The 25,751-nt window shown below is 67.1% G+C and carries 19 protein-coding genes; 4 read left to right on the top strand and 15 right to left on the bottom strand.

All coding sequences use genetic code 11. The features are described 5' to 3' along the window. Window positions 1-4: 4 nt before the first annotated feature. The 10 genes from EAH76_RS17805 to EAH76_RS17760 form a co-directional block, all read right to left on the bottom strand. Window positions 5-1,249, bottom strand: coding sequence for an NAD(P)/FAD-dependent oxidoreductase (locus tag EAH76_RS17805; RefSeq protein WP_140851623.1), 1,245 nt, complete (start codon window positions 1,247-1,249; stop codon window positions 5-7). A gap of 73 nt (window positions 1,250-1,322) precedes the next feature. Continuing rightward, window positions 1,323-1,613: a DUF3325 domain-containing protein gene (locus tag EAH76_RS17800; protein WP_140851622.1), complete on the bottom strand. Its 291-nt coding sequence runs from the start codon at window positions 1,611-1,613 to the stop codon at window positions 1,323-1,325. Continuing rightward, window positions 1,610-3,151, bottom strand: coding sequence for a PepSY-associated TM helix domain-containing protein (locus tag EAH76_RS17795; RefSeq protein WP_140851621.1), 1,542 nt, complete (start codon window positions 3,149-3,151; stop codon window positions 1,610-1,612). The genes EAH76_RS17800 and EAH76_RS17795 overlap by 4 nt, the downstream gene beginning before the upstream one ends. Beyond that, window positions 3,148-3,450 carry a hypothetical protein gene (locus EAH76_RS17790; RefSeq protein WP_241659773.1) on the bottom strand — a complete coding sequence of 101 codons (303 nt, stop codon included), beginning with the start codon at window positions 3,448-3,450 and terminating at the stop codon, window positions 3,148-3,150. The genes EAH76_RS17795 and EAH76_RS17790 overlap by 4 nt, the downstream gene beginning before the upstream one ends. Before the next feature lie 18 nt (window positions 3,451-3,468). Next, the gene (locus EAH76_RS17785; RefSeq protein WP_140851619.1) at window positions 3,469-5,601 is read right to left on the bottom strand and encodes a TonB-dependent siderophore receptor; all 2,133 of its coding nucleotides are present in this window, start codon (window positions 5,599-5,601) and stop codon (window positions 3,469-3,471) included. 77 nt (window positions 5,602-5,678) lie between these two features. Continuing rightward, window positions 5,679-6,926, bottom strand: coding sequence for an adenosylmethionine--8-amino-7-oxononanoate transaminase (locus EAH76_RS17780; RefSeq protein WP_140851618.1), 1,248 nt, complete (start codon window positions 6,924-6,926; stop codon window positions 5,679-5,681). Continuing rightward, window positions 6,923-7,549, bottom strand: coding sequence for a dethiobiotin synthase (gene bioD / locus EAH76_RS17775; protein ID WP_140851617.1), 627 nt, complete (start codon window positions 7,547-7,549; stop codon window positions 6,923-6,925). The genes EAH76_RS17780 and bioD overlap by 4 nt, the downstream gene beginning before the upstream one ends. Beyond that, window positions 7,546-8,667, bottom strand: a complete 1,122-nt coding sequence (locus tag EAH76_RS17770) for an 8-amino-7-oxononanoate synthase (RefSeq protein ID WP_140851616.1) — start codon at window positions 8,665-8,667, stop codon at window positions 7,546-7,548. The genes bioD and EAH76_RS17770 overlap by 4 nt, the downstream gene beginning before the upstream one ends. 216 nt (window positions 8,668-8,883) lie before the next feature. Beyond that, entirely contained in the window at window positions 8,884-9,864 is a 981-nt protein-coding gene (locus tag EAH76_RS17765) for an aldo/keto reductase (RefSeq protein WP_140851615.1), read from the bottom strand. A 117-nt stretch (window positions 9,865-9,981) separates the two neighbouring features. Continuing rightward, the gene (locus EAH76_RS17760) at window positions 9,982-10,182 is read right to left on the bottom strand and encodes a hypothetical protein (RefSeq protein ID WP_010187745.1); all 201 of its coding nucleotides are present in this window, start codon (window positions 10,180-10,182) and stop codon (window positions 9,982-9,984) included. Window positions 10,183-10,343: 161 nt separating this feature from the next. On the opposite strand from EAH76_RS17760, the gene EAH76_RS17755 reads away from it, so the two are divergent. Further along, window positions 10,344-12,446 (top strand): AsmA family protein, encoded by a 2,103-nt coding sequence (locus EAH76_RS17755; protein WP_140851614.1) that lies wholly within the window; start codon window positions 10,344-10,346, stop codon window positions 12,444-12,446. Window positions 12,447-12,768: 322 nt separating this feature from the next. Here EAH76_RS17755 and EAH76_RS17750 read toward each other — a convergent pair whose 3' ends face one another. From EAH76_RS17750 to EAH76_RS17735, 4 genes are all read right to left on the bottom strand, one after another. Then, a complete protein-coding gene (locus EAH76_RS17750; RefSeq protein WP_140851613.1) occupies window positions 12,769-13,230 on the bottom strand; it encodes a hypothetical protein in 462 nt (153 codons plus the stop codon). 36 nt (window positions 13,231-13,266) lie between these two features. Then, window positions 13,267-15,339, bottom strand: a complete 2,073-nt coding sequence (locus EAH76_RS17745) for a catalase (RefSeq protein ID WP_140851612.1) — start codon at window positions 15,337-15,339, stop codon at window positions 13,267-13,269. Between the two features lie 179 nt (window positions 15,340-15,518). Beyond that, a complete protein-coding gene (locus EAH76_RS17740) occupies window positions 15,519-16,130 on the bottom strand; it encodes a response regulator transcription factor (RefSeq protein ID WP_140851611.1) in 612 nt (203 codons plus the stop codon). Then, window positions 16,109-18,004 carry a two-component system sensor histidine kinase NtrB gene (locus EAH76_RS17735; protein WP_241659780.1) on the bottom strand — a complete coding sequence of 632 codons (1,896 nt, stop codon included), beginning with the start codon at window positions 18,002-18,004 and terminating at the stop codon, window positions 16,109-16,111. Before EAH76_RS17735 ends, EAH76_RS17740 begins: the two co-directional genes overlap by 22 nt. Before the next feature lie 450 nt (window positions 18,005-18,454). Here EAH76_RS17735 and EAH76_RS17730 point away from each other — a divergent pair, with 450 nt between their 5' ends. Continuing rightward, the gene (locus EAH76_RS17730; RefSeq protein ID WP_140851609.1) at window positions 18,455-20,458 is read left to right on the top strand and encodes a tetratricopeptide repeat-containing sulfotransferase family protein; all 2,004 of its coding nucleotides are present in this window, start codon (window positions 18,455-18,457) and stop codon (window positions 20,456-20,458) included. A 132-nt stretch (window positions 20,459-20,590) separates the two neighbouring features. Then, complete coding sequence (locus EAH76_RS17725; RefSeq protein WP_140851608.1) at window positions 20,591-23,128, top strand: TonB-dependent receptor; 2,538 nt, start codon at window positions 20,591-20,593, stop codon at window positions 23,126-23,128. A gap of 121 nt (window positions 23,129-23,249) precedes the next feature. On the opposite strand, the gene EAH76_RS17720 is transcribed toward EAH76_RS17725, so the two are convergent. Then, window positions 23,250-24,548 (bottom strand): spinster family MFS transporter, encoded by a 1,299-nt coding sequence (locus EAH76_RS17720; RefSeq protein ID WP_140851607.1) that lies wholly within the window; start codon window positions 24,546-24,548, stop codon window positions 23,250-23,252. Window positions 24,549-24,714: 166 nt separating this feature from the next. Here EAH76_RS17720 and EAH76_RS17715 point away from each other — a divergent pair, with 166 nt between their 5' ends. Further along, window positions 24,715-25,704: a LysR family transcriptional regulator gene (locus EAH76_RS17715; protein ID WP_241659772.1), complete on the top strand. Its 990-nt coding sequence runs from the start codon at window positions 24,715-24,717 to the stop codon at window positions 25,702-25,704. Window positions 25,705-25,751: the final 47 nt, after the last annotated feature.

The following is a 25,751-nucleotide window of genomic DNA, read 5'->3' as shown; positions in this document are numbered from 1 at the left end:
CGCGTCAGCCCGCCGCCAGCATCTCCTTTAACGGCACGTCCGCATCCGCCAGCAACGCGGGATCGATCACCGCGCGCGCCATCACCAGCGCGCGGCCCTGGACGTAATCGCGCGTCATGTTGACGCAATCGAGCGCGATCACCTTGCCCGCCTTGAGATAGACGACCGAGAAGCGCCGCGTCGCGACATCGCCGCGCAGCACCGCCATATCGAAGCCGGTCGAAAGCCCGACGGTCTGCAGCTTCAGATCATATTGGTTCGACCAGAACCACGGCACCGCATCATAGGGCTGCGGATCGCCGGTAAGCACGCGCGCGACGGTGGTCGCCTGGTCGTTGGCGTTCTGCACCGATTCGAGCCGGATCGTCGCGCCATCGGCATAGGGATTGGGATGCGCGGCACAGTCGCCGATCGCGAATATGTCGGGCAGCGAGGTGCGGCACAGCGCATCGACCGTCACGCCATTGCCGCCCGCAGCGCCGGCCTCGAGCAACGGCGCGACCGCGGGGATGATCCCGATCCCGACGATCACCATGCTGCCCGCAAGCACGGTGCCATCGGCGAGCCGCACGCCTGTCGCTGCGCCGTCGGTCTCCTCGATGCATTCGACCGTCACCCCGGTGCGCAGATCGACGCCGTGCGCGCGGTGTTCGGTCTCGTAGAAATGGGACAGCGCTTCGCCCGCAACGCGCGCCAGCACGCGCGGTGCGGCTTCGAGCACGGTGACGTGCTTGCCGAGTTTGGTTAGCACCGCGGCCGCCTCGAGCCCGATATAGCCGCCGCCGATTACGATGACGCGCTGGACCGCGGGCAGTTCGGCGATCATCCGGTCGACATCGGCGCGGTTGCGCACGCCGTGGACGCCACGCAGGTCATGCCCCGCGCAGGTCAGGCGGCGCGGCGGCCCGCCGGTCGCCCAGATCAGCGTGCCATAGCCGATCGTCGCGCCGTCGGCTGTCGTCACGCGGTGCGCGACGGGATCGACCGACACCACCGTCCGGCTCGGCAGCAGCGAGATCGCGCGCTCGCTCCAGAAAGTGGCCGGGCGGATCAGGATCCGCTCGAACGGCTTGTCGCCCGCCAGATAATCCTTCGACAGCGGGGGGCGTTCATAGGGCAGTTCGGGCTCGTCGCCGAGCAGGGCGATCGTTCCCTCGAACCCGCGCTGGCGCAATGCGATCGCCGCTTGCGCACCGCCATGCCCCGCACCCACGATCAATATGTCGAACGAAAGCGCGCTGTCGATCATGTCGGCCCCTCTTTTATCGTCTTTCGGGCTGAAGTGCAGGGAACGCCGCGATCTGTCCAGTCCCCAAGGGGCATTATCCCTTCCGAAATGCGGGCGCGGAGAGGGGGATGAAGTTCAATCCGCCGAACACCAAGGCGGCCCCGCTCATCACCGTCGCCACCCAGCCGATCGCGCCGAACACCGGGCCCCAGGCCTGCAGCGACAGCGCGAACGCGAGGGCGAGGCACGCCCACGCCGTCGCCCGCAATGCAAGCGCGCGGCGCTTCGGGCAGGGGCGGCGAAAGCGCTTGCCGTGGTGCTGGTCGGTCGCCAGGCCGAACAGCAGGAAGGCGAGTGCCGACGCGAGAAAGGCCAGTGCCGTCATGCGCTTGCCCTGGCGCGGGTTCGCCGCGTGGCGGGGACATGCGCGTGGACCGCACGCGCGATCGCGGCATAGGCGAGGCCGAGCGCGAGCAGCGTCAGATCGACTCCGGCGAGCGTGGCGTCGCCCGCGGCAAGCGTGGCGGGCAGTCCACGATTGGTCGCCAGCATGTCGAACAGCGGCAAGGCGAGCAGCAGCGCCGCGGTCAGCCCGAGCTGCTCGACCCAGGCGCGGCGCGACCGGCGGAGGAAGGCGTGGAGCAGCAGCGCGCCCCACAGCACGAACATCGCATTGATCTCGGCCTCCGCGCGCGCCGGGAGCGTAAGCGGGAGAAGCCGGTTGGCCCAGAGAAACCCGACCAGCGCGGCGGGAAATCCCGCGACGAAGCCGATATTGAGCCGCTCGACCAGGCGAAAGCCGAACGGCGGGTGCGCGGGGTCGGGCAACCTCTCGCGCCGCTTGACGCTCCACAGCACGAGCCCGCTCGCGACCATCACCGATCCGCCGATCCCGCACAGGAAATAGACCCAGCGGATCGCGGCGTCGGCGAAGCGCCCGGCATGGAGCCCGATCATCGCGCCCGCGGTCATCGTCGCCGCGCCGGGCGGCGGCGACGCCCAGCGCAGGCGCCCGGACACGCCGTCATAGCGCAGCCGCGGTGTCAGGCTCGACAGCGCGCCACGCGTGCTTTGCGAGAGCAGGATCTGCGCCGAGGCATCGCCCGGCGCGGTCACGCTGATGAAATCGACGGGTGCGCCGAGCCGCCGTTCAGCATCGCGCAGCACCGTGGCAAGATCGACCAGCGGCGCAGGCCGTTCGGCACGCGGGACGGTCGGCGCATCGGGGTAGAGCAGGCGGCCGAAGCTCGTCGGGTCGGTATAATTGGCGATCGCCGCCCACGGCATCAGCAGCGTCATCAGCGTGACGAGCCCGGTATAGGTGATCATCAGATGGAAGGGCAGGCCGAGCACCGCGACGGCATTGTGCCCGTCGAGCCACGAGCGCTGCCCCTTGTTTCCCCGAAACGTGAAGAAATCGCGGAAGATCTTCTTGTGCGTCACGATCCCGCTGAGGATCGCGACGAGCATGAACATCGCGCAGATCCCGACGATCCAGCGCGATACGTAATAGGGGACGTAATGCAGGTCGAAATGGAAGCGGTAGAAGAAGTCGCCGCCGCGCGTCTCGCGCGCCGTGACCTTGGCGCCGTTGGCGTCGATCAGCCCGCTGGTCTCGCCGCGCGCGGGGGGCGCGCCGGCGCCCGGCACCCAGAAGACGCTGCCGCTCGCCGAGCGCGTACTCGGCACGGTGATGAACCAGCTCGCCGCACCCGGCGCTTCGCGTTGCAGCAGCGCCTGGGCGCCGCGCACGACCCGCGCGGGCTCTTCGATCCGCGGAAGTTCGGGTTGTGCCCAGCGGTTCAGCGCCTCGCGCCAATAGGCGGCGGTGCCGGTCACGAAGACGACGAACAGCACCCAGCCGACGAGCAGCCCCGACCAGGTGTGGAGCGTCGCCTGGCTCTGGCGGAAGCCCTTGCTCATACCCGCCCCGTCAGCGCGATCAACCCGAAGGCGATCGCCGCTGCGATGCCCCCGCCGAGCAGCGTCGTCCACGCCGCACGCCACCCGCTGCGCGCGGCGAACGCCCACATCGCGGTGAAGGCGCAGAGCGCGAAGGCGACGAGCGTGGCGGTGATGGTTGCCGCCGCCGGCCCGCCGGGCAGGATCCGGGCGAGCGCCATCGCCCACAGGCTCGCCATCGCATAGCCGCCGGGCACCGCGACGACGATCCGCAGCGCGGTGTCGGCGCGGCGGCGCCACTGGCGGCGCGCTTCGGTCATGCGTTGCGGCATTCGCGGTTAGAACCGGTACGCGATCGTGCCCTGCACGGTGCGGCGGTTGCCGTACCAGCACCAGGCATAATCGAGATAGCAGGTCGTGACATACTTCTTGTCGAAGAGGTTGGCCGCATTCACCCCGAGAGACACGCCCTGGAAGCGCGGCGCGATCGTGCCGAGATCGAAGCGCACCAGCGCATCGACCAGCGTGAAGCCCGGTGTGCTCTGGCGCGCGGCGCCGCCGGCATAGATGCTGTCGACATGGCGCACCGCGCCGCCGATCGCGAAGCCCTGCCATCTGCCGGCGCGCGGCGCCCATTCGAGATTGCCCGACACGCCGCCGCGCCCGACGCCCATGATTCCCTTGCCGATATTGGCGGGGTTGGCATCGGCGATCGTCCGCACCTTCTGGCGGCTATAAGCGAGCTTGGCGTTGAAACCGTACGGCAGCGGCGCGCTCGCCTCGACCTCGACCCCGCTCGAGCGGACCTTGCCGCTCTGCGTCGCGACGTTGGTCAGCGGGTTGGTGGTGATGAGGTTGGTCTGGTCGATCTGGAACCACGCGCCGGTGACGAGGATCTGCGTGCCCGGCACGGTATATTTTGCGCCGGCCTCGATCTGCTTGCCTTCGGACGGCTTGGCGACGGTGATCACGCCGTTCGGCTGCGTCAGCGTACCGTTCGGCTCGAACGAGGTCGAATAGCTGACATAGGGCGCAAGCCCGAACGGCAGCGTGTAGAGCGCACCGGCGCGATAGGTGAACTTCTGCGAGTCCTGCGACGCGGTGTTCGGTCCGGTGCGCACCGATGCCCAATCCTGCCGCCCGCTGAGCAGCACGCGCAACGCGCCGTACGAGAGCTCGTCCTGCGCATAGACGCCCGCCTGGTTCGAGCGTGGCTTGTTGTCGTTCAGGCTGAAATAGTTCGGCACCTGCGCCGGGCTCTGCGGCACGACCATCGTGCCATAGACCGGCGCATAGCCGTTGAGCGGGGTCGCCGAGCCGAAGGCGTTGATCGAGCGCGCGTTGCCGGTCTGGTAATCGACCCCGAACAGCACGTCGTGCTTCACCGCGCCCGTGGCGAAACGGCCATGGACCTGATTGTCGAACACCCACGAGTCGCTGCGCTCGCGCGTCGCGTAGGACGCGCGGTTGTAGAGCGTCGAATTGGGGTTGGTGGTGTCGACCAGCGATCCCGACGCATAGACGATGCCGAGCCGCGAGGTGCCATGCTGGTAGCGGCCCGAGGCGCGGATGCTCCAGTCGGGGTTGATCTCGTGCGTCAGGATATAGGTCGCGGCGACCTGCTCGCGCTTGAAGTAATTGCCGGGCTCGCCGAAATCGGTCGAGGTCGACAGCTTGCCGTTGGGGTTGGCGAGGAAGGTGCCCGATGCCGGGAACACGCCGTAGCTGCCGTTCTGCGGATCATTCGAATAGGCGCCGAGCAGCGTCAGCTTGGTGGCGTGATCGAGGTTGAAGGTCAGCGCGCCCGAGATCGTCTGGCGCTCGCGCGCGCTGAAGGTCTGCTGGGTATGCGCGCCGTTGACGCTGCCGTTGATCCGCCAAAGCACCGAATCGCCGATCTTGCCGCCGACATCGGCATCGGCGCGGTACAGGTCGTAGGTGCCGTAGGTGCCCGAGACCGCGCCATAGAACGGCTTGTCGAGCGGCAGCTTGCTCGACAATGCGACGAGGCCGCCCGGGCCCGACTGGCCATAGAGCACCGAGGCGGGGCCCTTGATCACTTCGATCCGGTCGAGCCGCGAGACGTCGATCTGGGGCTCGAGATAGCTCGCCCCGCCGATCAGCTTGAGCCCGTCGAGGAATTGTGGTGCGTCGAACCCGCGGAGCTTGAACTGGTCATAGACCTCGGCGCTCGACCCGCGCTGCTCGGTGGTTACGCCAGCGACGAAGCGCAGCGCCTGGTTGAGGTTCGACAGGCCGAGATCGGCGATGTCGGCGGCGCTGATCACGCTGATCGATTGCGGCGTCTCGGCGATCGGCGCCGAGCTCTTGGTTCCTGCGGTCGCTTCGCTGCGGGGACGGGCACCGGTGACGACGATCGAATTGTCCTCGTTCGCCTGATCTTCCGCCAGTGCCGGCGCGGCATAGACGGCGGAGCTCAGCACCATGGCGGAGATGACAAAACGCTTCATTCGTAGGTCCCTTTGATATCGTGGGGGCCTAGTGGCGTATTTGCGAACGCTTATCAATAGCGTTATCAAGAACAGGGTCAGGTGGTATCGCTCGCATCGGCGATCGCGTTGTAGATCGCGGTCAGGCTGGCATCGTCGATGCAGTAAGGCGGCATGACGTAGACCGTGTTGCCGAGCGGACGGAGCAGCAGGTCGCGCGCCTTGAAGAAGGCGAGCAGCCGCGGGCCGAGGTCGTCGAGATAGGTGCCGGTCGCACTCGCCAGTTCGAATGCCGCGATCGTCCCGCAGACGCGGGCGTTGTGGATGGTCGGCCGCTGGCTCAGCTGCTCAGCCCATGCCGCTTGCCTCTGTGCGAGGTTGGCGATCCGCTCGAGCACGGGCTCGGTCCGCCAGATTTCGAGATTGGCGTTGGCGGCGGCGCAGGCGATCGGATTGGCGGTGTAGCTCGACGAATGGAAGAACATTCGCGAGCGGTCGCTCGACAGATGCGCGTCGAAGATCGCGGCGGTCGCCATCGTCACCGCGAGCGGGATGGCGCCGCCGGTCAGGCCTTTCGAAAGGCACAGGATGTCGGGCACCACGCCCGCCTGTTCGCTAGCCAGCAGCGTGCCGGTGCGGCCCCAGGCGGTCATCACCTCATCGGCGATGAACAGCACACCGTGCCGCGCGCAGATCGCGCGCATTTCGGAGAGCACGCGAGGGGGGTAGAACAGCATCCCGCCGGCGCCGAGCACGAGCGGCTCGACGATGAAGGCGGCGGGGCCTGCGCGACACGCCTGTTCGAGCGCGTCGAGCGTCGCCTGTTCGGCGCCCGCGGCCGGGTAGGGGATCGTGCCGACGTCGAACAGCAATGGCGCATAGGCCTGGTTATAGACCCCACGCGCACCGACTGACATCGCGCCGATCGTGTCGCCATGATAGCTGTGCTCGAGCACGAGGATGCGGCTGCGGGGTTCACCGCGATTGGCGAAGAAGCCGAGCGCCATTTTCAAGGCGACCTCGACCGCGGTCGAGCCGGAATCCGAGAAGAAGACGTGTTCGAGCGCGGGCGGCATGATCTCCACCAGCCCCTGCGCGAGCGTCTCGGCGGGCTCGTGCGTCCAGCCGGCGAAGATGATCTGGTCCATCTTGCCGGCCTGGTCGGCGATCGCCGCCATGATCGCGGGGTGGCAATGGCCGTGCGTCGTCACCCACCAGGACGAGATCGCGTCGATGATCCGGCGCCCGTCATCGGTGTAGAGAAACGCGCCCTCGGTGCGCGTGACGCGCGGTATCGTTTCGCCGAGGCCGTGCTGGGTGAAGGGGTGCCAGACGGGCGAACTCATCGGAAATCCTCGAGCGAGAAATGCGCGGCGAAGGCGGCGGCGAGGCTCGCGGGGTCGAGTGTCGAAAGGATTGGCAGGCGGCCGAGCCGGCGAGCGCCCCCGATCCGCGCGATCGTCGCCTCGCTGTCCTCGACCGGCTCGCCGATAAAGGCGACGCCGAGGATCGGTACGCCCCGCGCGCGCAGCGCCTCGATCGAGAGCAGGCTGTGGTTGATCGTGCCGAGCGCGGTGCGCGCGACGAGGACGACCGGATAGCCCCAACGGGCGAAAATGTCGGCGTAGAGTGTCGTGTCGTTGACTGGGACGAGCACGCCGCCTGCGCCTTCGATCACCATCGCGCCGTCGTGCGGCGGCGGATCGAGCGCCTCGGCATCGATCGTCACGCCGTCGATCCGCGCGGCCAGGTGTGGCGAGCAGGGCGTGACCAGCCGATACGCCTCGGGCAGGATGTTGCTGGCGGGCAGGCCGCTCAGCGCCGCGACGTGCGCGGCGTCGCTGCCGCCGTCGAGCCCGGCCTGCACCGGCTTCCAATAGGCCGCGCCGAGCGCGCCCGCGAGCGCGGCGGCGAAGACCGTCTTGCCGATGTCGGTATCGGTGCCGGTGACGACGATGCGGGGGATCATGACAAGGCTTCCAGGCAGGTGGCGAGACGGTCGATCGCGGCGATATCGACGTTGAGCGTGATCGAGATGCGCAGCCGCGAGCTTCCCGGCGGCACCGTCGGCGGGCGGATGCCGCGCACGTCGAAGCCTTCCGCCTGCAGGCCCGCCGCAAGCGCCATTGTCGCCTCCGCATCGCCGACGATCAGCGGAAGGATTTGCGCGCCCGTCACCGTCGCGCCGCGGGGCGCGAGGACCTGGCCGGCATGGGCGATGAGCGCGTCGAGCCGCGTACGCCGCTCGGGCTCGTCGGCGAGGATGGCGAGCGCGGCGCGCACCGCGCTCGCCATCAGCGGGGAGGGGGCGGTCGAGAAGATGAAGGCGCGTCCGCGATTGATCAGGAAGTTGCGCACGATCGCGGGCGCGCAGACCAGGGCGCCCTCGCAGCCCAGCGCCTTGCCGCAGGTGCGCATCGTGATGACGGTGTCTTGCCCGTCGAGCGCGGCCGCGAGCCCGCGACCATCGGGGCCGAACACGCCGGTCGCGTGCGCCTCGTCGATCAGCAGCATGGCGCCGTGGCGCTCGGCGATTTCGGCCAGATCGGCGAGCGGGGCGCGATCGCCATCCATGCTGTAGAGGCTTTCGACTGCGATCCACGGCGTGCCCGTGCCGCCCGCGCGGCGCCACGCGGTGATCGCATCGTCGAACGCCTGTGCATCGTTATGCGCGACGCTCTGCGCGGGCGCGCGCGCGAGCCGCATCCCGTCATGCGCACTGGCGTGGATCAACGTGTCGTGGAGGATCAGGTCGCCGGTTTGCGGTAGGGTCGCGAACAGCGCGGCGTTGGCGGCAAAGCCGCTCGAGAAATAGAGCGCCGCCTCGCTGCCGAAGAAGGCGGCGGCTTCGGCCTCGAGCGCTTCATGCTCGGGATCGTTGCCGCGCAGCAGGCGCGATCCGCCCGAGCCGATCGGCACGCCGCGCGCCAGCGCCGCCACCACGGCCTCGCGCAGCCGCGGCGACGCGGCGAGGCCGAGATAATCGTTCGAGGCGAAATCGAGCCCGGTGCGCGGGCTCAGCGTGCGTCGGCGGTGGGTCTGACCGAGCGACTCAAGGTCGCGGGCGTGGGCGGCGAGAACGGACATCGCGCTCGCCCTAACGCGGTTGGTGCCGTCGCGCGATGGGGTAGCGCTTTTGGGGACGGGTTCACCCCGGTCACCCGCTTTCCCCTGTCATCCCCGCGAAAGCGGGGATCCCGCTTCTGGTCCGCGGTCCGCAGAAGAAGCGGGACCCTCGCTTTCGCGAGGGTGACGGGGGAGTGTGTGACGAGGCAGGCGGGATGATGAAAGGCGCGGAGCCCGTCAGGAAAAACCAACGACCGCATGCGGCACATACGGCTCTTCCAGCCGCGCGATCTCGGCCTCGGTCAGCCCGATCTCGAGCGCCGCCAGCGCATCGTCGAGGTGCGCGACCTTCGACGCCCCCACGATCGGCGCCGAGACTTCAGGCTTGGCCAGCACCCAAGCCAGCGCGATCTGCGCGCGCGACACGCCGCGCTCCTTCGCGATCTCGGCGACCCGCTCGACCACGCGGCGATCGGCATCGGCGGTGTGGCTGTACAAAGTCGCCCCGAATTCGTCGGTTGCCGACCGCTCGGTCGCGTCGTCCCAGTCGCGCGTCAGCCGACCGCGCGCGAGCGGGCTCCACGGGATCACGCCGATCCCTTCCGCCGCGCACAAGGGCAGCATCTCGCGCTCCTCCTCGCGGTAGAGAAGGTTGAGATAATCCTGCATCGTCGCAAAGCGCGTCCAGCCATTGGCCTCGGACGTGTGGAGCATCGTCGCGAACTGCCACGCGAACATCGACGACGCGCCGATATAGCGCGCCTTGCCCGCCTTGACGACGTCGTGGAGCGCCTCGAGCGTCTCCTCGATCGCGACCTCGGGGTCGAAGCGGTGGATCTGATAGAGATCGACATAGTCGGTGCCGAGTCGCGTGAGACTCGCGTCAATCTCGGTCAGGATCGCCTTGCGGCTGAGCCCGGCGCCGTTCGGGCCGGGGCGCATCCGGCCGTGGACCTTGGTCGCGATGACCACCTCTTCGCGGCGCGTGAAGTCCTTGAGCGCGCGGCCGACAATTTCCTCCGACGTTCCGTCCGAATAGACGTTGGCGGCGTCGAAGAAATTGATCCCGGCCTCGACCGCCCTTTGCAGGATCGGGCGGCTTTTGGCCTCGTCGAGCGTCCAGGCGTGCGTACCGCGATCGGGCACGCCGAAGGTCATGCAGCCGAGGCACAGCCGCGAGACGTCGAGGCCGGTCGCGCCGAGCTTGATATAGTCCATGGGGCGGTCCTTCGTAGGGGGGGCGCGAACCGCTCCCCGGCCTTGCCGGGGAGGATTCTCGTGCTTGTGCTACGCTTTAACGATGACCGGCGCGAGGCGCTCCCACTGCGACAGCGCTTATTTCTTTGGCGTGACCCACACCGAGACGGGTACGACGAACTTGCCCGGCGCGGGCTTGCCGACATCGACGCGGTCGGCGGTGACGAGCTCGCCCGATGTCAGCGTAAAGGACGCCCAGGGCTTGGGCATGCGGCCGAACACCATCTTCTGGATGGGCTCGCCCGTGGCGGAATTCATGATCGTTGCGGTGACACTCATGGCGCAGCCGTTAGCGAGCGAGCGGCGATGCTGTCCAGCGCCGTGCGACGAGCCGGCACTTTTCCGCTCAAGCGGCGTTCAGTTGGCGCGGCTATGGCTGTGTTCCGTACCAGGGCGATGCCCGATCTTATGAAGCGTCCCGCCATGCAGACCGAACGACCGTGACCGACACCGCAGCCCCTACGACCACAACGCCCGGGCCCGCCGCGGCGGAAACGCGTTCGCGCCGCCGCTGGCGGATCGCGCGCAACATCCTGCTTGGCATCGTCGGCGTACTGTTCGCGATCTGGCTGGTGCTCTACATCACCAAGGGGCGCTTCCTGAAGCCGACCTTCGAGCGCGTGGTGGGATCGCTGACGCATCGCACCGTCAGCGTGCGCGGCGACTTTCAGCTGTTTTTCGACCCGTTGCAGATCAAGTTCCTCGCCGAAGGGCTGACGATCTCGAACCCGTCCTGGGCAAGCCGACCCAATCTGTTCGAGGCCAAGAAGATCGACACGCGGATCGCACCGCTGTCGCTGCTGTTCGGCAAGCGCCGGCTGTACTTCCTCGATCTGGCCGAGGGCGCGGTCGATCTCGAATGGAGCCCCGATCACACCACCAACAGCTGGACCTTCAGCCAGACCAAGGGCGGCAAGCCGCTCGCTTTCCCGACGATCGACCGCGCGACGCTGGCCGGCACGACGGTGCGCTATCGCGATACGCGGATGCGGCTGCTCGCCGATCTGAACTTTGCGACGATCAAGTCGAACGACGCGAAGATCGGCGACAAGGTCGATTTCACCGGTAAGGGCGTGGTCCGCGACACGCCCTTCACGCTGAGCGGCGCGTTGCTGTCGCCCGACCAGACCGTCGCGCGCGGCGCCAACAAGCTGACGATGACCGCGCATGCCGCACATAACGTGATCGATGTCGCCGGGACTTTGCCGAGCCTCGCCGAGATCGAGAATGTCCCGCTCGACGTCACCGCGCGGGGGCGCAACATGCATGAGTTGCTGCAGATCATCGGCGTCACCATCCCGCAATCGCGCGCCTATGCGCTCAAGGCGCAATTGGTGAAGACCGGCAACACCTATGCTTTCACCCGCCTGCGCGGCCGCTTCGGCGCGAGCGATCTGGCGGGGCGCTTCACGGTCGAGAATATCGCGCCGCGGATCCATATCGATGCGACGCTGGCGAGCAAGAAGGTCGATATCATCGATATGGCGCCGTTCATCGGTTACAATCCCGATCTGATCGCGACCAAGGGCGTGACCGCGGCGGCAGCGGCAACGGGCGCTGCGCCGGCGCGGCTGTTGCCCGACGCCTCGCTCGATATCGCCGCGCTGCACGCCTTCGATGCTAATCTCAAATGGACGGTCGGGGTCGTGCGTTCGAAGAACGTGCCCGTCTCGAACATCGACCTGACGCTTGCGCTCAAGGACAGCGTGCTCAAGCTCTCGCCGCTGACCTTCTCGATGGCGCGCGGCAATGTCGCGTCGGACATCTTGCTCGACACGCGTCGCCGCCCGACCAAGGCGAGCTACGACATCCGTCTGGCCTCGACCCCGATGGGGCGGCTGCTTGCCGGGTTCGGCGTCGCCGAGGCGGGGACGACGGGGACGATCAAGGGGCGGCTGCAGCTCGTCGGCAGCGGCGACAGCCTGCACGATTCGCTTGCCAGTTCGGACGGGCGGATCGCCTTCGTAATGCCCGCAGGAAGTTTCTGGACGCGCAACGTCCAATTGGCCGAGCTCGACATCGGCACCTTCGTTCAGAAGATGTTCCAGGACAAATTGAAGGAGCCGGTGCGGATCAACTGTGGGCTGGTCGCCTTCACCGTGCGCAAGGGTGCCGCCGCTGCCGATCCGATCCTGATCGACACGAGCAAGAACGTGATCGGCGGAACGGGCGGTTTCAGCTTCGGCACCGAAGCGCTCGATCTGGCCTTCCGCGCCGACGGCAAGAAGTTCAGCCTGATTTCGGCGCAGTCGCCGGTCGGGCTCAACGGCAGCTTCGCCAAGCCTGGCATCGCGGTGATCAGCCCCGAGCTGATCGGTCGTGCCGGGACCGGGCTCGGGCTGGCGTTGATCGCCACGCCGCCGGCGGCGCTGCTCGCGTTCGTCGATGTGGGCGATGCGAAGGCGGCGGCGTGCGGACCGGTCCTGTCGGCCAAGCCGGCAGCGGCGCAGCGCACCACCAAGGGGCAGAAGCGCGACGATGTCGGGAACGGGACGCCCGAAAAGGGCGCGGGCAAGCGGAAGAAGTTTCTGGGGATCTTCTGATAGCGGGTGGCGGAGCGTTCTTCGCGTAGCTTTCGGGCGAAGGCCGGGTATTGGACGGGCAGCGTGTCATGCTGCGGCACCCCTGCGGCTGTCATGCCACTTTACCCCAACGCGTGTAACACCCCGTCACCCCAGCGAAAGCTGGGGTCTCGCGACTATTAGGCGGAACGCCCGCCCCAGGGAGACCCCCAGCTTTCGCTGGGGTGACGGGGTGTGCGACGTAACGGGCGTCACGCTACGATCGTGGCGCGACCCGCTGTGCCACGCGCAGTCCGGTCCAGGCCATCGCCACGAAATGTAAGAACTATCCGTTCGGAACGCGTCAGCGGGCCTTGCGCAGCCGCTTCGCATTCCCGGTCGCGGCCTTGTGCAGCGGCGCGACGACGTCGCGTCCCATCTGCGCGCCCGTTTCAAGCGCGCTCAGTGCGTGCAGGCTCGAGCGTTCGGACAGCGCGGCAAGTTCGAACAGCGTCGGTGGGCGCCCGCGCAGCCACATCGCGCCAAGCTCCTGCGCCTGCGCGACATAGCCGGCTTGCAACGTCATCAACGCGTTCAACCCGGCGGTGCCCGATTGCGAGAAAGCCGCGACCTTCTCGGGCACCATCCGCCCGAGCTCGGCATAGTCCCCGCTCAGCGGCGATCGCATCGCCTCACCGATCGTATTCGTGCGCGACGCGATCACCGCGTGCGAGGCGGTGGCGGTTTCGCTCAATCGCTCGCCAGTCGCACCGACCGACCCCCATGCCGACATGACACGCGTCCAATAGGCAAAGGGGTCGATCATAAGGTGCATCCCGATAGAGGGCCGCGGCCCTCGCGGTTAGGCGAGGGTGCGGAGGTTTGGCTCGCGAGCGTAGAAGCGCTTGGCTGCCGCGGTGATGAAGGCCTTGTCGAGCCCTGTCACGCCTTCATCGGCCTCGACACCGGCCTTGTCGAGCAAAGGCTTCGCAGCCTCGCTCGCGCCGACCGCCTTGAGGTGCCCGAACGCGTCCATAACCCATTGGACGGCGGCGCCTTCCTTGAGCAATGCCGCGGTGCCGTCCTTCGACAGAACGACAGCCGCCGCATCGAACAGCTGCGACGGCGAACCGGCGAGCTGGCCATCGGCCTTCTTCATCGTACCGTCGGACAGCTTGGCGCCGCCGACCTTGGGCGCGACGAGGAAGGGTTTCGCCTTCGCCGCCGTGATCGCTGCGACCAGCGTGTCGAGCTCGCCCGCATCGGTGCCATCCGCAATCAGCACGCCGACCGTACGCCCTTCGAGCGTCGCCTTCATGTTCTTGTGGATCGACAGAGCGTCGGACGGCTTCATGTCGACCGGCTCGCGCGCCGCCTCGGCCTTGTCGGGCAGCGGGATGCCGAGCCCGTCGGCGACGCGCTTGGCGAATGCCTCGTCGACGTTGCGCAGGTTCGCTACCATCCGCGGCGGGACCTGGTCGAGCGTCCCGACCTTCGACAGCTCGAACACGAACGACGACGCGATATGCGCCTGCTCGCTCTCGGTCTGCGAGTTCAGGAACAGCCGCGCCTGGCTGTAATGGTCGCTGAACGTCTCCGAACGGATGCGGAGCTTGTCGCCCGTTTCGTTCGGGCCGGTCGCGGCATTGACCGTGGCGAAGCCCTTCGGGCTTTCGCGCGGGCCGCCTTCCTCGCCGTGCGCGCCGAGGCTGTTGGGCTCGTAATTCGCCCGGCCCTTGGGCACTTGCGTCTGCATCATCCCGTCGCGCTGGAAGTTGCCGAACGGGCAGCGCGGCGCGTTGATCGGGATCTGGTGGAAGTTGGTCGTGCCCAAACGCGACTTCTGCGTGTCGAGATACGAGAACAACCGGCCCTGCAGCAGCGGATCGTTCGAGAAATCGATCCCCGGTACGATGTTGGTCGGCAGGAAGGCGACCTGCTCGGTCTCGGCGAAGAAATTGTCGACGTTACGGTCGAGCACCATCCGACCGATCACGCGGACGGGGATGTCGTCCTCGGGGATCAGCTTGGTCGAATCGAGCACGTCATAGGGCTGCGCGTCGGCGAAGGCCTGGTCGAACACCTGGATGCCGAGCTCCCATTCGGGGAAGTTGCCGGTGTCGATCGCCTCGAACAGGTCGCGGCGATGATAGTCGTTGTCGGCCGCCTGCAGCTTCAGCGCCTCGTCCCAGATCGTCGACTGGATGCCGAGCTTGGGCTTCCAATGGAACTTGACGAAGCTCGCCTTGCCCTCGGCGTTGACCAGCTTGAAGGTGTGGATGCCGAAGCCTTCCATCATCCGCAGCGAGCGCGGCAGCGTGCGGTCGGACATCGCCCAGAACAGCATGTGCGTCGCTTCGGGGGTAAGCGATGCCCAGTCCCAGAAGGTGTCGTGTGCGCTGCCGGCCTGCGGATAGCCGCGATCGGCCTCCATCTTCACCGCGTGGATCAGGTCGGGGAATTTGATCGCATCCTGGATGAAGAAGACCGGGATGTTGTTGCCGACCAGATCCCAATTGCCTTCGCGCGTGTAGAGCTTGACCGCGAAGCCGCGCACGTCGCGCGGCGTATCGACCGAACCCGATCCGCCAGCGACGGTCGAGAAGCGGACGAACACTTCGGTCTTCTCGCCCTTGGTGAAGACGGCGGCCTTGGAGAGGTCCGAAATGTCGTCGGTCGCCTCGAAATAGCCGTGCGCGCCCGAGCCGCGGGCATGGACGATCCGCTCGGGGATGCGCTCATGGTCGAAGTGGAAGATCTTTTCGCGCAGCACGAAATCCTCGAGCAGCGTCGGCCCACGCTCGCCCGAGCGCAGGCTGTTCTGATTGTCGGAGATCGGAACGCCGTGGTTGGTGGTCAGCACGGGATCGCCGTCGGCGGCCTGCTGGTGGGTTTCGCCCGCGTTGCCGCGGGTCGTTTCGGGGGTGGTGGCCATGGGGGGAGTCTCCGGAAATGTCGGCATGGGGATCGACGGGCGCGCGCGGGCGCCCTGTGTCGGGAAAACCACGCGGTCAGAGAACGGTTCGAACGCCGTTTCTTTCCGCCATGATCCCAATATCGTACCGATATTTCGTATTGATTCGGCGCAAGTCGCGCGGGGCACGGTTTCCAGCGCTAATGGACGAGCCCAGCGGCGAACGCGATCCGCAAGGCGTCGGGCAGCGACTGCACGTGGAGCTTGTTCATCATGTGCGCGCGATAGACCTCGACGGTGCGTGGGCTGATCGCGAGATCGTGCGCGATCACCTTGTTGACCTTGCCCGCGATCAGGCCGCACAGCACATCGACCTCGCGCGGGGCGAGCCGGGCAATCTGCTCCTGCGCGGCGGCGGCGCGCGCGGCCGTCTCGCCGCTCCGCGCCAGCCGATCGAACGCGCGCTCGAGCCGATCGAACAGGGTCTCCTGGTCATATGGCTTTTCGAGAAAGTCGATCGCCCCGCGCTTGATCGCCTCGACCGCGACGGCGATACTGCCATTGCCGGTGACGACCACGCACAGATAGGGCAGGCCATCGCGGCGCACCGCGGTCAGCACGTCGAGTCCGGACAGTCCGGACATGTGCAGATCGAGCAGCGCGATCCCCGGGCCGAGCCGGGGCGTCGCGTCGAGAAACGCCTCGCCCGAGGCGAAGCCTTCGACCAGGCAATCGTCACGTCGCGTCAGCAGCGTGAGCAGCGATCGGCGGATCGTTGCGTCATCGTCGACTATGTAGATGCGCTTTGCCATTGGGTCTCGCTTGCCGGGGAGGAGAACTTCCGGCGGCGGGCAGCGGTGGCAGCCGGAAACAGCAGGTCGAACCGTGCGCCCTGACCGGGGGCGCCCTTGGCGGAGATCACGCCGCCATGCGTCTGGACGATCCGGCGGACGATCGCCAAGCCGATCCCGTTCGCGTCATCGCCCTGCTTGGTGCTGAAGAACGGCTCGAAGATGCGATCGAGCGTCGCCGGGTCGATCCCCTCGCCATCGTCGCTGACGAACAGCCGGACCGAACGCCGGCCGCCGTCGCGCGCGGGTTCGGCGATCGTTCCGATCGTGATCGTGCCGCCACGCGAGCCGATCGCCTGGGCCGCGTTGACCGTCAGATTGAGCACGACCTGATAGAGTTGGCGGATATTGCCCGTAATCGCCGGAACCGGTGCCAGTGCTTCGACGATGCTGATCTCGGCCGGAACGCGCGCGCGCAGCAGCGGGAGATAGCCGCGGATCAGATCGTCCAGCCGGACCCGCTCGAGCGTGACGGCTTCCTCGCGGGTATAGGCGAGCATGTCGCGCGCCAGCTCGCGTGCCCGCTGCGCCGATTCGATGATCAGCGCCATGCTTTGCCGATCGGTCGGATCGGTGATCGCCTCCATGACGAGCGGGGCGAGGATCGTCACCGGGACGAGCGTGTTGCTGAGGTCGTGCGCGACGCCGCCGGCCAACAGGCCGAGCGTTTCGAGTTTCTGCGCCTGGCACAATTGCGCGCGCAGTTCGGCGCTGCCGCGCTCGCAGCGGTAATGCCGGGTGACGTCATGGACGATCCCGGTCAGGCGCGCGGTCACCCCGCGGTCGTCGCGGATCGGCACCCAGCGCAGCAGCGCGTCGCCGGTTTCGCCGTCGCGGCGGTGGAAACTGTACGCGACCGTCTCGGCGGTCTGGCCGTGGCGCGCCGCGGCCATCGAGGCGGCCAGCTCGACCTGCTGTTGCGGGGGGATGTGGGCCGCGAGGAAGCTGCCCCAATCCTGGCGCGGCTGCGCCGAAACGTCGTGGAGCGCACCGAATGCAGGCGTGGGGGTGAAGGTCATGCTCGTCAGGTCGAGCTCGAAGTGCGCCGTTCCGGTCAGGTGTTCGATCGCCGCGGTCTGGTCGGCGATGTGCTGCTGCGCCTGGCGCGTGCGTAGCGTCCGATCGACGAAGAATGCCGCGAGCAGGATCGCGCCGATCGCGAGGCCGGCATCGGCGATCCCGGCGAAGGTCGCGATCTCGCCGCGCGGCGCGGCGGCCGATCCGAACAGCGTCAGTCCGAGTGCGATCACCGTGAACACGCGGACGAAGGCGCGCTCAGCGAAGAGCAGTCCGCCGAGCACGACCAGGACATACGCCCAGCGCGCCGCGCCCATGTGTGTCGCGACGAGATCGAAGGTGGCGATCACGAGCGCCAGCACGACGATTCCCCATGGCCCGGGGCGGCCGAGCAAGATCGGGTCGAGTCGCTCGGCCTGCGCGCCGATCGCCACCGCCAGAAGCGTCAGCGCGAGCGCCATGACGGCGCCGGCGGCGTTCGACGGGTGGGCGCCGCTGAGGCCGGTGTCGATCGCGACGGCGAGCGCTCCCGCCGCGATCGCGATCGCCAGGAACAGAAGCAGCCCCACGCGGACATCCCGCGGGATCCGCGACCGATCGAGCCCGAGCGGGAGGCAGACCGCAGCCAATACGAGCTGTACGAGCGCTGCGATCGAGCCCGAACGTGCGAAGACGCTGGTGCCGACCCCAAGCGGAAATGCGCTGCGTTCATCGACGAAGAAGGACGCAAAACGAATATCGCGGAAGGTGGCGATACTCAGGATCAAGACAATGGCGGCGAAGAGCGTTGCACTGCGCGGTCGATCGAGCAGCATCATCGTCACCGAGAGTGCACAGGCAGCCAGGCTTGCCCAAACGTCAATTATGAAAGCGCTAGAAGAGCTCGGATGTCCTGCAATATCAAACGGATATAGTATCGATCTGGGAATACTGAATATACAAAGGACTAGAAGCAGCGTGGCGCACGCAAGCCCGGTCATGTGTACAAAGTATGATCGGCCACTCATGATGCGCAACAATTTACTATAGGCTTAGCCATACTCAACTTATATCAATAAATATCCTATTGGGATATGTATTAAGGGGATGCGCTCTTAAAAATTCGCATAACCTGCTTTAAGATTTTCGCGGGTATTGTGGGTTAAGCGGAGCAAGCTTGGGGTCGATCGGGCCTCGAGCGTCATGTCCCTCGGTCTCAGATGCCGCAGCGCGTGCGGGCCATGGCGATCGATGGATTTGCCGTGGCGGCTTGGCTAGACCCCCGGACGATGATCGCGACGGGGACCAGGCGGCTGGGCAATTCGACTGTGCAAACCATGCTGGCAGAGGCCAAGCGGCTGCTCGGCGCCGACCCGGCCGCGGCCGCCGCGTGCGCTCGACGTGTTCTGGCGGCGGACCCGCATTCGGTCGAAGCGCGCTTCCTGCTGGGCGCGGCGCTGCGGCGACATGGCGTTTGGGACGAGGCACGCGCTGTGCTGGCGCCGCTCGCGGCCGCCACGCCGCGGGCGTGGGGGGTCCAGTATGAATATGGCATGGCGCTCGCCGCGTTGGGGGACGGGCCGGCGGCGGCCGAAGCGCTCGACCGTGCGACGCGCGCCAATCCTGCATCGTCGCTGGCGTGGCACGCGCTCGGCGACCAGCTGCTGTTGCTCGGGCGCAGCGATGCGGCGCGCGATGCGCAAGCGCGGCGGGTGCCGGGATGTGTCGCCGATCAAGCGCTCGGCGTCGCCGCGCGGGCGTTCTTCGAGGGGCGCGAGCCCGACGCGCGTGCCACGCTCCACGCGCGCTTCGGGATCGACCTCAACGATCTCGGCGCGGTCCGCTTGCTGTCGGATGTCGCCCTGCAGCACGGGCAGTTTGCCGCGGCCGAAGCTCTGCTCGCGCAGGCGCGGCGGGCCGCGCCCGACTTCGTTCCGGCGCAGTTCGCGCATGCGATTGCGCTCCACCGGCTCGAGCGGGGCGAAGACGCGCTCGCAGCGATCGGCGCGGCGTTGCAGGCACTGCCGGGGCTTGCCGCGTTGGAAACGCTCGCGGCGGCGATCCACATGCAGCTCGGCGACGTTGTGGCGGCGATCACCGCGTACCAGACCGTGCTCGCCGCGACGCCCGACGACGCCGATGCCTGGCACGGCCTTGGCCACGCGCTTCGCGCGGTCGGGCGGCAGGACGAGGCGGTCGCCGCCTATCGCCGCGCGGTCGCGCTCAGGCCGGGCTATGGCGAAGCGTATTGGAGCCTCGCCAACCTCAAGACTGTCCGCTTCGATGCTGCCGAGCTCACCCGAATGCTGGCGCTCCCTGCCGCGGCAACGCCCGATCCGGCCGACCGCGCCTATCTCGATTTCGCGCTGGGCAAGGCGCTGGAAGACGAGGCACGGTATGCCGAATCCTTTGCGCATTATGCGCGCGGCAACGCCGCGCGCGCCGCGCTCGAACCGCACGATGCCGCGGCGATGCACCGCTTCGTGGCGGATTCGATCGCCGCATTCGATGCCGACCTGTTCCGCCGCAACGCCGCGGCGGGGTGCGCCGAGACCGGGCCGATCTTCGTGCTCGGCATGCCGCGGTCGGGATCGACGCTGGTCGAGCAGATCCTCGCGAGCCACAGCGCGGTCGATGGCGCGTCCGAATTGCCCGACATTACCACGCTCGCGCGCGAACTGGCGCAGCGGCATCCGGACTATCCCGGCTCGATCGCGCAGGTCCCCGAAGCCGCCTTTGCCGCGCTTGGCCGTGCCTACATCGAGCGGACGGCGGTCCACCGCGCGGGGAAAGCGTGGCTGGTCGACAAGTTTCCCGGCAATTTCCTCCACACCGGGCTGATCCAGCTGATGCTGCCGAACGCGCGGATCATCGATATCCGGCGCGACCCGATGGCGTGCTGCTTCTCGCTGTTCAAACAGGCGTTCGCGCGCGGGCAGGCCTATAGTTACGACCTTGCCGATCTCGGGCATTATTATCGCGATTACGTCGCGCTGATGGCGCATTTCGATGCCGTGCTGCCCGGTCGCGTCCACCGCATCGGCTATGAAGCGCTGATCGACGATCCCGAGACCGAAATCCGCCGTCTGCTCGCGTATTGCGGCCTGCCGTTCGAGCCGCAGTGCCTGCGCTTCTTCGAAACCGGGCGGGCGGTGCGGACGCCGAGTTCGGAACAGGTGCGCCGGCCGATCAATCGCGATGGCCTCGACCAATGGCGCCCTTTCGAGGCGTGGCTCACCCCGCTCGCCGACGGGCTCGGACCGCTTGCCAAGGCGCCCGCCAATCGGCATTGATGCCAAAATTGGATGCCCCTATCCGATTTTCGATATCAAACGGGGATCAAGGACAGCGTCGAAAGCATAAGCCGGGAATGGCGTGCGCGATGGCTGCCTTGGCGGGGCAGCTGGGTTGCAAAGGGGACTTTCGTGTTGAGCATTTCTGTCGGTCACAGCGTTTCGGCGCGTCCTGCGCGGATCGTCGCGCGGCTCATGGCGTCGGGCGCGGCGCTTGCGCTGATCGCGCCGGGCGTGGCGCTGGCCGCACCCGATCCACAAGCGCCCGCCGATGCGCCGCAGGCGGCGGGGCAGGGCGACGAGCTGAACGACATCGTCGTCACCGCGACACGCTCGGGCGCGCAATCGTTGCAGACGGTGCCGATCGCGGTGTCGGTGGTGAACGTCGATCAGATCACCAAATCGGGGCAGGGCAATCTGTCCGATCTCGCCAAATTCACCCCCTCGCTCGTCATCACCGAGGGCGCGCCGGGGTTCAACAAGTTCAACCTGCGCGGGCTTGCGACCGGCGGTTACGTGACGTCGGACACGTCGGACCGACCGTTGGTGGCGGTGTATCTCGATGACACGCCGATCTCGGTGCAGGGGCAGACGCCCGACCTCAAGGTCTATGATCTCGACCGCGTCGAAGTGCTGCGCGGGCCGCAGGGCACGCTGTTCGGCGCGGGCTCGATGGCGGGCACGGTGCGCTTCGTGACGGCCAAGCCCGATGCGCGCAGCTTCTTCGGCACGGCCGAAGCGAGCGGATCGACCACCGAGCATGGCGCAGGCAGCTACAATGTCCGCGGCATGGTCAACATCCCGCTGATCAAGGACGAGCTGGCGGTCCGCGGCAACATCTTCGTCGGCAACGATGGCGGCTTCATCGACAATATCGGCCAGCACCGCGTCGATAACGCCAACAGCAACCGCTCGACGCAGGGCCGCGTCGCAGTGCGCTGGACGCCGACCGACAAACTGACCGTCGATGGCAGCTTCACCTATGAGAACAGCCGCGCGAAGGGGCTCAACACCGGGCTCGATGGCCTCGCGCCCTACACCTATGAGAGCAACGGCGCCGAGGGCACGCGCGATCTGTTCAAACTCTACACCGGCGGTTTCGATTACGACGCGGGCTTCGCCAATGTGATCGTGACCGGGGCGTACACCGACCGCAAGATCGGCTTCAACGCGAGCCCCGATCCGCAGATCGGCTATTATTTCGCCAATTATTACGCGCCCTATACCGGCGCCGGCAAATACCCGCTCTACGCCCCGCCCGCGAGCTACGACCATGCGGTGACGAGCCTTATCCCGGCCGAAAACTATACGATCAACCAGAAGCTCAACGACTTCATGGCCGAGGCGCGGCTGGTGTCGAAGAGCGATGGCCCGGTCAAATGGACCGTCGGCGCGTTCTACGAGAAGCAGAACCGGCATCTCGTCCAGGACATCCCGGTCGCCGGGTTCGACACGCTGTCCTACCAGAACGCCGCGTTCGGCCCGTTCGCGACGCCGACCGGCTTGTACGATTCGAAGACCGTCGATGGCGCATTCAGCTCGAACGACATCTTCTCGGGGCTGCAGGATGTGCACGAACATCAGTTCGCGGCCTATGCGGATGGCACGTGGCACGTGACCGACCGGCTCGATCTGACCGCGGGCCTGCGCTACTTCAACTTCAAGGAGAGCTATTATCTCTATGAAGGCGGCGCGTTCGGCGTGCTGCTCGGCAAGGACGCGCAGGGGCGCACGACGGGTACCACCCAGTCGATCCGCTCGACGCTCAAATCGAACGGCGTCAATCCGCGCGCCAACATCTCGTACAAGCTCGACGACAATGTGCTGATCTATGCCGAAGCCGCCAAGGGCTTCCGCTATGGCGGCGCGAACCAGCCGGTGCCGCTCGGCACGGCGGGGCTTGCCGGGCGCTGCACGACGCAGCTCAATTCGTACGGGTATAGCGCCGCGCCGGGGACCTTCGGGCCCGACAAATTGTGGAACTACACGATCGGCGAAAAGGCCAAGTTCGCGGGTGGTCGCGTGACGCTCAACGCCAGCGCCTATTATATCGACTGGTCCGACGTGCAGACGCGGTTGCGGCTGAACTGCTCGTATTTCTTCACCGACAATAAGGGCAAGATCGCGAGCAAGGGCGTCGAGCTCGAGGCGGCGGTCAAGGCGACGCGCAACATCACGCTCAACGGCAGCTTCTCGTTCAACGATTCGACCGCGCGTGGCGACATCCCGACGGTCGGCGCGTTCGACGGCGACCGCACGCCGTATTCGCCGCGCGTGACGGCGTCGGCGGGGGCGTTCTACGATGCCGATCTCGGGCGCGGGGCGATCCATCTGCAGGCGACGTACAAATACATCTCGTCGCAGCAGACGACGTTCAACAACTTCTCGACCACGCTCGATCCGGCGACCAAAAAGCTGATCGTCGACACAGCGAGTAATGGCGGGCGCAGCCAGACCTATGCGGTGATCCCCGAGAGCCACAATGCCAGCGCGTCGATCGCCTATGACATCGGCAATTACGAGTTCGGCATCTTCGGCAACAATCTGTTCAATGGCGTCAAGGTGATCGATATCCAGCGCGCGACCTATTACGCGATCTATCAGGCGGGCTCGCGCGTGACGTATGCGCGCCCACGCACGATCGGCGTGCGGGCGAAGGTTAAGTTCTAGCGCTCGTTCCTCCTGCGTCACCCCGGCCTTGTGCCGGGGCCCACCGGGCGGCACGCGCTTACGGCGTAGTTCGCGCGGCACGGTGGGCCCCGGCACAAGGCCGGGGTGACGACTACTGGTCTCAGGCGGCGCCCGCTCCCTGGATCCGCGCATCGTCGGCGGCGAAGGTCCGCACGCTCGTCCAGTAGTGGTACGCCGCCCAAAAGCCGGTCAGCGACAGTGCGAGCAAGGCGTAGCGCAACGACTCCGCGTTGCTGCCCAGCCGCCCGGCAAGCGTATCGCTCAGCCAGCCGACGACAGTCGGCGCGATGATCAGATTGGCGACATTGGCGGTGAGCAGGCTGATCGCCATGCCCTGCGCGCGCATATTGGCGGGCATGAAGTTGAGCAGCAGCGCCATCGTCGGCCCGACATAGAGATAGATCGCCGGCACGACGATCCACAGCATCGCGGTCGCGAGCGAAAGCGAATGCGTCCAGTAGATGATGAACGACGGGATCGTGGAGAGCGCGACGATCGCGGCAAGCCCTTGCGCGATCCGCTTGGGATCCTGCATCTGCGGCAGTGCGAGGATCGCGCCGGTGGCGATCGTCGCGACGGTGCCCGCCCAGAAATAGATCGTGCCCAGCCGCGCGCCCGCCTCGGCGGTCGACAGGCCATAGGCGCGCTCGAAATAGGTCTGCGTCCAGAACAGCAGACCCCAGCCCCACAGGCAGATCACCGTGCCCGCGGCATTGATGTGCCACGCCGAGCGCTGCGACCACAGGAACTTGCAGGTCTCGCGGAAGGTCGCGCTGGGGACTTTTGCTTCGCTGATCCGCTCGAAACGCCCGCGCACCGGCTCGCGCACGGTGAGCAGGATGATCAACCCGAACACCACGCCGGGAACGCCGAGTGCGATGAAGGCCGCCCGCCAGCTATGGAAATGCTCGACGATCGCGCCCGCCACGCTCGACCCGAGCCACGCGCCGAGCGGCAGGCCGAGCGCATAGACCGTCAACGCAAACGCACGCCGCTGGCGCGGGAAGGTGTCTGCGACGATCGAGGTCGAGGGCGGGGTGCCGCCCGCCTCGCCGACGCCGACCGCGATGCGGGCGAGCAGGAACTGCCAGTAATTCTGCGTGAGCCCGAGCACGGCGGTTGCCGCCGACCATAGCATGATCGCCGCGGCGACGATGTTGCGGCGGTTGGCGTGGTCGGCCAGCCGCGCGATCGGCAGCCCGACGAAGATGTAGAAGAAGGCGAGCGACACGCCGGTCAGCCACGCGACGCCTGAATCCGACAGGCCGAATTCCTTGCGGATCGGCTCGAGCACGGTCGAGACGACATACCGGTCGGCGATGTTGAGCGCATAGACCAGCCCGAGCACGAGCACGACATACCAGCGCGCCGATTCGAGCCGCGGTGTGGTTCCCATCATTCGTCGTCACGCCCCCAGATGCTTTGCCGTCCCGCACCGCGGGCGCGGATTACAAGCCGACCCGCCTAGCGGCCGAACGGCTGCGCAGAAAGGCCTTGCGTGATCGGGCCATGCGGCAGGGGCGCGCCGCGCACGCCCGGGCGTTGCATCGCGGCGGAAAACGCGCTTGGTAGGCCCGCATAGCCGTGCCGCACCGAGCGTTCAGGAGTCCGCCATTTCCAGCCCATCCCCGGTCAATCGGCGCTGGCTCCCGCTCAACGCGCTGCGCGCGTTCGACGCGGTCGGGCAGCGGCTGAGCTTCACCGCGGGCGCGCAGGCGCTCGACGTGTCGCAAAGCGCGGTGAGCCGACATGTGATCAGCCTCGAAAAGCTGCTCGGCCATAAACTGTTCGATCGATCGGGGCAGGGGCTGGCGTTGACCGCGGCGGGCGCCACGCTGTTGCCCGAGGTCGGCAAGGCGTTCGATCGGCTCGAACAGACCATGAATGCGATCAGCAGCAACCCCGACACCAGCCGCCCGATCCGCCTCCACATTCCGCCGAGCCTGTTGCAGCAGGTCGTGATGCCGATGATCCAGGCGTTCCATGCCGCGCATCCCGCGATCCGGATCGACATTTCGAGCTCGTCCGCGGTCGGCTTGCCGAGCAGCGAGACCGACATGGCGATCGTGTTCGATCGGCCCAATATCGACGATCGCGTGACCGACCTTCTGTGGATGGTGCGCGTCGCGCCGGTCTGTTCGCCGGAGGTTGCGCAGCGGAATGCCGGCAAGTCGCTCGAGCAGTTCCTGGCGGACAATCCGCTGCTCCACGTCAAGCTCGAGGGGCAGCCGCGCGGGTTGCTGTGGAGCACCTTCGCGCGCCAGTGCCGGATCGAACTCGATGTCGAGCGCGGGCTCGCCTTCGATGCCAATGCGCTCGCGGTCGGCTATGCGATGCATTCGGACGGCGTCGCGCTCGCCGACATCGACATGTTCGCACCCGAAATCGCCGCCGGCCGGCTCGTCGTGCCCTACGACACCGTGATCAACGACGGCTTTGGCTATTACCTCAAACTGCGCGCCGACGATCTCGCCGATCCGACGATCAGCCTGGTGCGCAGCTGGCTGATCGCGCAATTCGCCGCGCGCCCGGGGGCACCTGTCGCGGTGGTGTGATTCTCCGCCAAAAGGGGCATCGCGGTCGCGCGCCGATCGGCTATCAG

Origin of the sequence: Sphingomonas glacialis (assembly GCF_006439055.1) — a bacterium.
GTDB lineage: Bacteria > Pseudomonadota > Alphaproteobacteria > Sphingomonadales > Sphingomonadaceae > Sphingomonas > Sphingomonas glacialis_A.
The sequence above is the reverse complement of the archived record's forward strand: the minus strand, read 5'-3'. Positions and strand labels throughout refer to the sequence as shown.